The sequence below is a fragment of the Chryseobacterium tagetis genome (assembly GCF_016735585.2).
Taxonomy (GTDB): domain Bacteria; phylum Bacteroidota; class Bacteroidia; order Flavobacteriales; family Weeksellaceae; genus Chryseobacterium; species Chryseobacterium tagetis.
On record NZ_JAERSE020000001.1, the window covers coordinates 1,059,881 to 1,071,594 of the forward strand.

8 protein-coding genes are annotated in these 11,714 nt (G+C 34.5%); 2 read left to right on the forward strand and 6 right to left on the reverse strand.

Going from position 1 to position 11,714, the window contains the following annotated elements:
* Positions 1-10: 10 nt before the first annotated feature.
* The 5 genes from JI747_RS04745 to JI747_RS04765 form a co-directional block, all read right to left on the reverse strand.
* On the reverse strand, positions 11-409 hold the full coding sequence (locus JI747_RS04745; protein WP_225686634.1) for a hypothetical protein: 399 nt from the start codon (positions 407-409) through the stop codon (positions 11-13).
* 728 nt (positions 410-1,137) lie between these two features.
* Complete coding sequence (gene uvrA / locus JI747_RS04750; protein WP_225686635.1) at positions 1,138-3,969, reverse strand: excinuclease ABC subunit UvrA; 2,832 nt, start codon at positions 3,967-3,969, stop codon at positions 1,138-1,140.
* 209 nt (positions 3,970-4,178) lie between these two features.
* Complete coding sequence (locus JI747_RS04755; RefSeq protein ID WP_225686636.1) at positions 4,179-6,062, reverse strand: type VI secretion system baseplate subunit TssF; 1,884 nt, start codon at positions 6,060-6,062, stop codon at positions 4,179-4,181.
* A gap of 24 nt (positions 6,063-6,086) precedes the next feature.
* Positions 6,087-6,527 (reverse strand): GPW/gp25 family protein, encoded by a 441-nt coding sequence (locus JI747_RS04760; protein WP_225686637.1) that lies wholly within the window; start codon positions 6,525-6,527, stop codon positions 6,087-6,089.
* A gap of 293 nt (positions 6,528-6,820) precedes the next feature.
* Positions 6,821-8,236, reverse strand: a complete 1,416-nt coding sequence (locus JI747_RS04765) for an APC family permease (RefSeq protein WP_225686638.1) — start codon at positions 8,234-8,236, stop codon at positions 6,821-6,823.
* Positions 8,237-8,380: 144 nt separating this feature from the next.
* On the opposite strand from JI747_RS04765, the gene JI747_RS04770 reads away from it, so the two are divergent.
* Positions 8,381-8,887: a DUF4920 domain-containing protein gene (locus tag JI747_RS04770; RefSeq protein WP_225686640.1), complete on the forward strand. Its 507-nt coding sequence runs from the start codon at positions 8,381-8,383 to the stop codon at positions 8,885-8,887.
* Between the two features lie 102 nt (positions 8,888-8,989).
* Here the strand turns inward: JI747_RS04770 and JI747_RS04775 are convergent, their stop codons facing one another.
* The gene (locus JI747_RS04775) at positions 8,990-10,099 is read right to left on the reverse strand and encodes a M14 family zinc carboxypeptidase (protein ID WP_225686642.1); all 1,110 of its coding nucleotides are present in this window, start codon (positions 10,097-10,099) and stop codon (positions 8,990-8,992) included.
* An 843-nt stretch (positions 10,100-10,942) separates the two neighbouring features.
* Here JI747_RS04775 and JI747_RS04780 point away from each other — a divergent pair.
* A complete protein-coding gene (locus JI747_RS04780; protein WP_225686644.1) occupies positions 10,943-11,482 on the forward strand; it encodes a helix-turn-helix transcriptional regulator in 540 nt (179 codons plus the stop codon).
* The last annotated feature ends 232 nt before the right edge of the window (positions 11,483-11,714 follow it).

Consider the following 11,714-nt stretch of genomic DNA (forward strand, 5'->3'; position numbering starts at 1 on the left):
CTTATGAACCTTATTCGCTGTCGATTTCTACCGTAACAGGCATTACATACGTATATGCCAATGTATCTTTATTTATTTTGTTCGGTTTCACCTTCATGTTAGTCAGCACATTTTCTATTTCTTTACTTACATTTTTACAATCTCCCGTAGAATGTACGTTAATAATTTTCCCGTTTTCAGCAATCTCAAATTTCACTTCCGAATTCACAACTCCTTGTTTATATTCATAATTTGCAAAATCAAAATTACCAATCAGTTCACTTCTTATTTCATTTAATGTTTCATTTCTATTAAGTTGAACTTCTTCAATTACATTATTGTTTATATTCTGAGCTTTCACAGTATTAATTAAAGATATGCATCCGCCAACTAAAAAAGAAACTACAAATATTTGAATTTTATTTTTCATAACCACCTGATTTTAAATATTATTATAAACTTATTTACTATTTCTTTATCAAAGATATATAAAATAATTCATATTAATTTCACATTCAGTTAACATTCAATTAACATTAAAAATTAAATAATTGATTTTCAACGCTATAAAAATTTAAAATAATTAAAAATTTAACATTGGAAGCCAAAAAAAATGACTTTAAATCATCCAAATAATTCTCATATCCATAAGTATCAGCAGGTATTAGCTTTTGAGAATTTATAAATAACCAAATACCAAAAAGAGAAAATAAATAACACACTTATAAATAGGTTTTCAAACTGAAAAAATTCAAAAATATTCACCAAAATTAATTTATTAACGCAATAGCAAAGAGAAATTTGAATTAAAATAAGTAAAATCAGAAGCCATATCTTTTTCAATCTGATTTTAAAATACTTAAAGAGATAAGAGCTTATTACAGAAAAAAACAAAAAATAAATAATCCACCAAAATGAAATTCTGAAAATACCAAAACCAAAAGTACCTTCAGTTTCCATTTCTAAATACGTAAAATCCTCATATCGTGAACCTGAATAAAAAGGAAAAATAAATTCTTTTGCAATTAAAATTGCATTCAATATTGACAAAAGAATAAAATTTAAAATAATTAGTTTTTTCATGTATATGGTTTCTATAAAAATAAAAAAAGAATCTGCTTTCACAAATTCTTTTATATAATTAAATAATTGATATTTTTACTCCAATTCCCGCTTCAAGAACTTCCCTGTCAAACTCTTCTTCGATTTCACGATTTCCTCAGGAGTTCCCTGCGCAACGATCTGTCCACCGTGCTTTCCTCCTTCCGGACCAACATCAATAATATGATCGGCAAGTTTAATCACATCCATATTATGTTCAATAATGATGAAGGAGTTTCCTAATTCTACTAATTGATTAATCGCATCCATCAGGATTTTTACATCTTCAAAATGAAGTCCCGTTGTCGGTTCATCAAGAATGTATAATGTATTTCCGGTTTGGCGTTTTGCTAGTTCCGTTGCCAACTTAATACGTTGTGCTTCTCCCCCTGAAAGTGTTGTCGACTGCTGTCCTAAAGTAATATATCCTAAACCAACATCCTGCAATGTTTTTACTTTCGCAAAGATCTTAGGAATCGGCTGGAAAAATTCTACCGCTTCATCAATCGTCATATCCAGCACATCGGAAATTGATTTTCCTTTGTAACGAACCTCCAGTGTCTCTCTGTTAAAACGTTTTCCGTTACAAGTCTCACAATGAACATAAACATCCGGTAAGAAATTCATTTCAATTACTTTCAGTCCGCCTCCCTGACAAGTTTCGCATCTTCCGCCTTTTACGTTGAAAGAGAACCTTCCCGGTTTATAACCACGGATTTTAGATTCGGGCAATTCTGCAAAAAGATTTCTGATATCTGTAAACATCCCTGTATATGTCGCAGGATTCGAACGTGGTGTTCTGCCAATCGGAGTCTGGTCTACATCTACAATTTTATCAATGTTTTCAAGACCTTCAATTTTCTTGTACGGCAAAGGTTCCTGAACTGCTCTGTAGAAATGTTTATTTAAGATCGGATACAAAGTCCCGTTAATTAAAGAAGATTTTCCGCTTCCTGAAATCCCTGAAACAACAACTAATTTTCCCAGAGGAATATCTAAGGTAACATTTTTCAGGTTGTTCCCTGTTGCTCCTTTTAAAACTATATTTTTACCGTTTCCTGCACGTCTTTCTGCTGGAACTTCGATCTTTCTTTTTCCGTTGATGTACTGAGCCGTAATCGTATCGGCTTTCAATAAATCTTTTGGTTTTCCCTGCCAAAGAATCTCTCCTCCGAATTTTCCGGCTCTCGGACCAATATCCAATACCTCATCCGCTTCAAGAATCATGTCTTTGTCGTGTTCTACCACCAAAACAGAATTCCCGATGTCACGAAGGTTCTTTAATGAATTGATAAGTCTTTCATTATCTCTCTGGTGTAATCCGATACTTGGCTCATCCAAGATATATAGGACATTCACTAATTGAGATCCGATCTGAGTCGCCAGACGAATTCTTTGAGATTCTCCACCGGAAAGGGTTTTTGAACTTCTGCTCAGACTTAAATAATCCAGACCAACATCCAATAAGAACTGAAGTCTGGTTTCAATCTCTTTTAAAATTTCATGCGCGATAATTGCATTTTTCTCAGAGAACTTATCTTTAACATCAGCAAGCCAGTCTTTTAAATCAACTAAACTTAATGCATTCACCTCAGCAATATTTTTTCCGTCGATTTTAAAACTTAAGCTTGAAGGCTGAAGACGGGTTCCTTTACATTCAGGACAAGTCTCTTCTGTCGTGAAATGTCTTTCGAGCAAAATCGCTTCGTAGGATTCTCTTTCCTCAATCAATTCTTCCATAAAAGGAATCAACCCATCAAAACTTATTTTGATCTTCTTGGTAATTCCTGCATATTTTAAGTCTTTGTTAAATTCTTTATGACAGCCATTGTACATATAATCCAACGCTTCTGCCGGAATATCCTGAAAAGGAGTTGTTAATCCCAACCCGAAAATTTCAAGAATATTTTTAATCTGAGAAAGAATCCATTTATTTGATTTAATATCTTCCAAAGGCAATAAACCTCCCTGGTTAATGGATAGTTTCGGATTTTCAACAAAGTAATCGGTATTGATCTTTTTGATGGTTCCTAATCCTTTACAACTTGGGCAGCTTCCCTTCGGAGAGTTAAAGGAAAATGTATTCGGTTCCGGAAGTGCCAATGAATGACCGGTTTCGGCATCCATTAAGTTTTTAGAGAAATATTCAATCTCCGTACTTCCCAGCTTTTGAATTCCAATCAGTCCTTCTCCCATTTCCATTGCCGTTCGCAACGATTTTTCCATTCTTGCCTCAGAAGCACTTTCCCCAATGATCCAACGGTCGATTACAATATCGATGTCGTGGGTTTTGTAACGGTCAAGCTTTAAATCATATTCAATATCCGTCAATTCTCCGTCAATTCTTGCCTGTCCGTACCCTTTCTTCGCCATTTGTACGAAAAGCTCATGATAATGACCTTTTCTGGATCGAACAACAGGCGCCATCAACATGATCTTTTCGCCTTTATAGTTTTCTTTAATAGCTTCAAGGATTTGATCTTCCGTATAGCTTACCAGTTTTTGCCCTGTTATTTGAGAATAAGCATCTGAAACTCTTGCATACAAAAGACGTAAATAATCATACAATTCCGTAACGGTTCCTACCGTTGAACGTGGATTTTTATTTGTGGTTTTCTGTTCTATAGCAATAACAGGAGATAATCCTTCAATTTTATCAACATCAGGACGCTCCAAACCTCCCAAAAACTGTCTTGCATAGGCAGAAAATGTTTCGATATAACGACGCTGACCTTCTGCAAAGATGGTATCAAACGCCAATGAGGATTTTCCGCTTCCCGAAAGTCCGGTAATTACTACCAATTCGTTGCGCGGAATTTTTACATTAATGTTTTTAAGATTATGCTCACGTGCGCCGTAAACTTCTATATATTCTGTTGATTTACTCATAATTTGGGGTGACTTTACCTGAAAATCACGATGTGCAAAATTACGGAATTTTATGGAATTTTTAATGGTAAAAAGTATTTGTTAACGAACAACCGATTGTCTTTTTTTATTCGAATTGGATAAAGTAGTTGTTGGTCTTCGATTACTGAGTAATAAAGCAAAAACCGATGAAAAATTCACCGGTTCTTTGTATTGTAAAGATTTAATTTTTAATAATCTCCAAAATCGGAATCTTCGTTACTTACCTTTACCAGATACTCTATTCCGTCTATTGCTTTTGAAATAATCCGGTTTCTAAGCATATTGGCCATATTCTCCCAATACATTCTTCCGTAAAAAGAATAGTTTTGAGGAATGATCTCTACTTCTACCGTACGGACAAAACCTTCTTTAGGTTTATTGCTGATCATTGTTCCTCTGGTTACCCTTACTTCTTTCAATTCATCCTTCAGTACCATTCTGCAATAGTTTTTCACATCTTCCAAAGAAATGATCTTATCTCTGGTAGTTAAAGCATATTTATACGCCTGAATACTGTCTGTTCCTTTTTGTTCTTCTGCTCCTCCTATGGTTTCGGTAAGAAGCACCAACATTTGAGATTTTAACTGATTGGAAAGTTCAGTTCCGGGACGCATATGATTTGCCAAAGTAGAATGCGTTACCCAAAATGAAGCATAGGTATGATCTGTTTTATCAACAGGTTCCATGATCACATAGTTCAGTTCCTGCTTGATGTTTCTTTTAGCATTATTTACTTTTTGGATCATAGACTTCATTCTGTCTGACATTTCACTCAGGATCCCTTTTACATTATCTCTGTTCAATAGAGAAAAAGCGGCAATTTCATCTCGGGTCAGTTCCAGAACACTAGCGATCATGTCTACGGCATTTCTGTTTGAAAAACGTTCCATTCCACCTTTTCTTACGGTGTAGAGTCCCTTCTTCAGATCATCGCTTGGCGTAAAAGGAATTTCTGTATATTTTCTGCCATCGCCGTCCTGAACTTCATCCACGTATAAGAAATGTTCTCCGTCATCTGTTACCAAAGGAATATTATTCCCCATAATATCAAGACTGTATTCTGTTTTCTTCCAGCCTCTGTTATAGATAGGAAATGCATTGAGTACAAATGAAAAGTTGTCTAAGATCTCTGCAGAAAACTGTGGCGGAAATTCAAAAGTAAGCCATAGGAATCTTTTCCCGTCGATATATTTAATGATTTCCTCTTTGTAATCAAGGAAGCTTAAATTTTCAGGCAGCTTTCCTGCTTCTGTAAATAAACTCTCGGATATTCCTCTTACCTCTATAAATTTATGATGATAAATGCTTTTAACATCTTCTATGATCTTATTCTGGATAGACTGCTCTTTAAACATTTGCTCATAGCCGTCTGTTTCGTTACTTTTCAAATACGTTAAACCTTCCCGTACAAACAACGGATTGTTGTTACTCGTCACCGTAATGTACGGAAGCAGCTTATATACAAAATCCATATGCTCAAAAGCAGGATTGGAGCAATAAATACTTAGATTTTTAGGAAATTTTTCGCTGCTGTATTTTGAGACATTAATTCCTATTGTAACTTTCCTGTAATCTTCAGGCCTTCCCTGAAATCTTGCGATGGGAATTTTATTGAGCCTGTCATCAATCCCATAACAAGTGTTTCCTACAAACATTACAGAAGTCTGCGCTTTATTAATCCTTACATTTCCTACCGGAGTAAAAGGAATATTAATCTGCTTATCTGATTCCGATTTTACCGTAGAAATCATCTGCTTTCTAAAGAAAAACTCTGTATGCTCCAACAAAACCTCCGTAGATTCTGTAGGATTTGTAAAGGCCACTGCATGAGCAGGAACCGGATGAGTATAAATAGACGGAGTAAGAAGCTTTGCCAGTTTTTCTAAAATTCTGGCATTTACCGTCTGTATTTCGTTGTTCGCTTTAAAAACTTCAGTACTGAATGCATCAATTAATAATTTTACAAAAGGATCTAAAGACTGCGGACTTTTTAATCCCCAGACTTTAGTAGCATTCTGCAGCATTCTTGCTTTTACTGATTCTTTGGAATATATATTCTGATCTAAATTCATAATTTCTGATTACCATTAAAAAACTTAATCAATAGACATCGGGCTCAAAAACAACTCTGAAGAAAAGCTAAAACGCTCTCCCGTCATTTCCATTTTTGCATTAATGGCTATTTTTACTTTTTTCTTAATTTCTGTGTGCTCTTTTGTATCGTAGTTGTGCTCTACAAACTGAATGTGCGCCTCAATTTGTGGCTGTACGATTCTGGGTTCGTATTCCTGTATCTGTCTTTTCAGACTCTTAATGAAAACGTTTTCCCAAACAGCACTGGTAACTCCATTATCGAATTCCAGATTCCAAACATCGTTTCCGTAATTTTCATCATATCTGTTTTCGCCTTTTTTGGTGGTTATCAGCAACATAATGTTGTGGGCAATACTTTCACCCATGTCGCAGGTATCAATACTTCCCCCTTCCGTCATTAATGTTGATGGTACAAAAGGCATTCTGTAATTTGGTGTGTCCATGATTCAACTTCTGTGTTTTATTTCATACTTCTTATTTACTTGAAAGGAAATACCAAATTAAACATTTTTCACGAAATAGCGGATTATATGATTTTAAAATTGTTATATGCCATGTAATTTATCTCCAGAAACACTCCGATAATTCCCAGCAAGTTGCGGGATATTATGGTAAAAATTTTAAATCGGTTTGTTTTTGAGTAAGAAAAAAGCTGCCAAACGTATTCAGGCAGCTTTTAAAACATATTTTTTCTTAATTAAACGAAGATCTTTCTCCTTATCTTCTTTTTAAAATATTATTCTTCTATTTTTTTATTTCTATTGATAAAATAATAAACAGGAAGCCCGAGAATAACCATTAAGAATCCAGGCCACGTATATTGTTGCTTATAAATTAAAAGTAAAATGCAGAATCCTGTCCCGATCAATAGGTAAATAACCGGTGTGACCGGATATAACCATGTTTTATACTGTCTTTCAAGATCGGGCTGTTTGTATCTTAAATAAATCACTCCAAAAACGGTAATCATATAAAACAATACAATCACGAAAGAGATCATATCCAGAAGATTTCCGTACTGACCGCTCAAACAAAGCAAAGAAGCCCAAATCCCCTGCATCCATAATGCATTGGCAGGAACTTCATTTTTATTGTTTTTTTCAGCCTGCTTAAAGAACATCCCGTCTTTTGCCATCGTCTGGAAAACTCTTGCTCCGGCAAGGATCAGCCCGTTATTACAGCCAAAAGTAGAGATCATTACCAGCACTGCAATAATTACCGTTCCTGCGCTTCCGAAAATAAAGTGAGAAGCTGCAACCGCTACCCGGTCGTTTTCAGCAAATGCAATGGAATCTCTGTCTAATGCGTTTAGGTATACATAATTAACAGCGATATATAAAATCATGACAGCGGTTGTTCCGTAGATCATTGATTTCACTACATTTTTCTTAGGGTTTTCAATTTCCCCTGAAACAAAGGTCACACTTTCCCAAGCCACAGAACTGAATACAGAACCTACCATTGCCGCAGCAATTCCGCCCATTAAAGTCATTCCATCGATAGGTTGCCAACCTTCTTTCAGGAAGTTCCCGAGAAGATCTTTTTTAAGGTTATTAAAAGAATCCGTTCCCAAACTGAAGTTTTCAGCCATATGCGAAACATCTACCAGAATAAAACCTGCGGCAATCAGCCCCACTAAAGCAATGATTTTAGAGCCTGTAAAGATGTTCTGCAGTAGTTTTCCGCTTTCTACCCCTCTTGTGTTGATATATGTAAGCAGAATAATAATAGCAATTGCCAGAATCTGGATCCAGGTAATTTTAAACTCCCCGCTCTGGAAAATAGGTGCCGCGTCATTCAAAGCCGGAACCAAATAGGCTGTAAATTTACCAAAAGCCATTGCCACTGCTGCAATCGTTCCTGTCTGGATTACCGTAAACAATCCCCATCCGTACAGGAAACCCATCTTTTTTCCAAAAATTTCTTTAAGATAGGTATATTGCCCACCCGCTTTGGGATACAGCGCAGAAAGCTCTCCATAGCTGATTGCTGCAGCAACGGTCATGATCCCCGTAATTACCCATACAACGATGAGCCAGAATCCTGAGCCTAAGTTTCGCATCATATCGGCGCTTACGATAAAGATTCCGCTTCCAATCATAGATCCCATTACAAGCATAATGGCATCCCAAAGTTTTAGTTTTTTCTGCATAGTGAAGTATAGGCCTCAAATATAAATAAATATGCCATTGCGTTTTAAATTTTGTTTTAAATTTCAGAATTAACCTGTTTTTTATCAATTTTTTCGCCCGTTATGATTCAATTTTTATTAGTACTTTTGAAAAAAATATTAAAAATGAAATTCAAAGCGATATTATTTGCAGTAGCAGTAAGTGCATCTACTTTAGCTTTTGCACAGGAATCAAAAAAAGCAGGGCCACCGGCAGGAAACGCTCTTGTAGGTGATACTTACGGAGGAGGTGTAGCTTCAAATACAGAATCTAAAGCCATCTCTGTAGATAAACTAAGCAAAAAGCTTAAAAAAGAGAAAAAAGTAGAAAACGTTGCGATAAAAGGAAAAGTAACTGATGTTTGCGATAAAAAAGGATGTTGGTTAACGATTCAGACAGATGACAATTCTAAGTTTTTCGTAAAAATGAAAGATTATGCATTCTTCGTTCCTACTGCCCTGAAAGGTAAAACAGTAGTAATGGACGGAACTGCTGAAAGAAAAGTAACTTCTATAGATGAGCAGAAGCATTATGCTGAAGATGCTAAAAGACCTCAATCTGAGATCGACGCGATCACAACTCCGAAAGAGGAAATCAGATTTGTAGCCAACGGAATTAAGGTGGTAAACTAAAAAAACAATTTTGTCATTCTGAACGAAATCAAGAATCTTAGATTTATCTTATCATAAAATGACAACAGTATAAAAAAAGCGGAACAATTTGTTCCGCTTTTTTTAGTCTTCTATCGTAAAGCTTACTTCCGCATCCAGTTTAGGATATTTAGTTGCCGAAATAAATTTCTTTCCTGTACAGTCTATTTCCAACCAGCCTTTTCGCTGTTTTACATCTCCTACTTCCATTACAAAAGGTACAAAAGATATTTCATCCTTCCCTTCTTCTTTTATTTCCCTGTATTGTACTGCTACATCAAGGATACATTCGTGTTCTGTATTTAGTTTTACATTTCTGTATATAATATCATAATGGGTTTCCCTGTTCTCCGGAATGTTAAGATAGTTTTCCCATCCGTCAGTTCCGGAATTAAGCTCACTAATCGCTTTCAACCCATAATACAACGCAATGGTATAAAACTTTCTTGTTCCCTGTCTGGTGTAGTCATCTACAAAATGCCCTCCTTCAAATAAAATGGTAGGCATTCCGGCCTTAATGAAATTATCTCCTGTAGACGTAGGATAAAATTCATCCGAATATCTACCGATCTGATCTGGGATCATTTCTTTTAAATGATGATAAACATCAGCGATTACCGCCATACATTTTTTTCTGTTTTCAGTCACTGTTCTTTCAACATCTTCAGAAGGCGCCAGGAACGATAAGGTCGCAGGATGAATTCCGTCTGTCGTAAAAATTGTTCTTTGCTCATGAAGATTCAGAGCATAGTCATATTTCCTGGAAGCTACTGCTTTTTTAAGGAATTTAATCTCGGTACTCGCTTCATTATGGAAATCTCTGTTTAAGTCAATATCTGCTGCATTCAGTCTTGTCCATCTTTCCGAACCATCCGGATTGAGCATAAAAATAAAATCCAGTTGAATTTTACTAAACAATTCTTCCTTCAGTTCAGGAGCTTTATCCAGTGTTGTAAGCAAATCGAACATTGCATGAGTTGCGTTCGATTCGTTTCCGTGCATCTGTGACCATGCAAGAACAGCAATATTACCGTTTCCAATAGTTAGTTTATAAATAGGCTTTCCTAAATAGGACTTTCCAATTTCTTGGATGTAATCGCTTAGATTCTCCCGTAGGTAAGAAAATAATTTTTCAGGGGAAATATAGCGATTAGGAAAATCAGGATTCTTCTGATAGATCTGTTCAAAGTTCATTCTGTAATAATTTACAAGAGTCAAATTTAGCCATTTTTAGGAGAAAAATAAAATTAACATTTGTAATTAAGTTAAACAATGTGAATTGTCAGAATGTCTGTGGATAAAATTGTGGATTAACAATAATTCAAATCAACCTATTTATAACATTTAAAATCAGATAGTTATGAATTCTATCTAAATGTTTATTTTAATTATACTTTAATTGCAATTTAGCCTATTTATCAACATTTGGGTGTAATTCTGTTAAACATAAAAAAATGTGGAAAACAGTGTTGATAACTAAATTATACAAATGTAAATTGTTGATAATTTGGCGGCGAAATTTAAATTTTTGCTTCTTTTTTGGAGTTTACATTAAATTATAAGTTGTTTAAGATGTTCAATTCAATGAATAAATATTACCCAATGAAATTAAAGTCAAAAAACACCTGAAAGTAGTTGTTTAAAGGTAATATATCCGTTAATTATAAAGCTCTATAGTTGAATTTAGTAATGTAATCAGTGGTTTACACTATCTCCTACCCCAAAAGGAAGAATATTACCTGTAAAAGCTTTTAATAGGCCATTAATTGGATCTTTACCGAATCCAGTATCTTACCAATAGCTATTATCACATTTATTTCATCTTTTACTCGAAATAGAATGTAAAAAAGTGAATTTTGGGGAAAATTTGTTTATTAAAAATCATAGTTTAATTTTATAAACATTGTAAATAGCTGTTTATTAGTGTATTATTAATGTTTACAAATGTATTGTCAATAAGTTTAAAATTGTTTACATTTGTATTTCATAGTTGTAAACTTTATTTTTACATTTGTAAAGTTATTTAAAACCTGTTTTATGAGTTTAAACGAGAGAATTTCCAAGGTTATAGAATATTCCAATCTTACGCCTTCTGAATTTGCAGACGAAATAGATGTGCAGCGTTCTTCCATTTCCCATATCACTTCGGGAAGAAACAAACCTTCTTTGGAATTTATCATAAAAATAAAATCCAGCTTTCCGGAGATTCTTTGGGATTGGCTGGTAACAGGTGAAGGCAAGATGCTGAAATCTGATCTGCACGAAACGGAAGAAGCTCCGGAAGAAAAAATTGAAGAGGAAACAGCAAAGCCTACTTCCCTTCCCGATCTTTTCACGATGATGAACAATGACGAAGATTTCGGAACTGAAGAACCTGAAATAATCACTCCAAAACCAAGTCTTGGAGAATCGTTTATACCGCATCAAAGTACAGTACAGGAAAAAATATCCGATTCTCAGAGATTAGAGAATTCGCATCAGCAGAATATAAATCAAATAACTGGAAATCAACAAGGTAAGATAAAACGAATTGTTATCTTCTACGAAAATGGGAAATTTGAAAGTTTCGAGCCATAAAAAACCTGATCAAGGGGAAAGACCAGGTTAAAAAAATATTTGAGAAGAAACTAAAGCTAGCGCTTTATATTTTTTAGCTTATTTTGTTAAAATGTTGCAATCATCTTACTTATTTTCGTGATGAACAACTAATGTACAAAATAAATATTAAATAAACAATAAAAAACTAATTACAATGTTATTTATATACATTTTAAATACTTTTACTAGTTATACTCCATTATTATTCAGT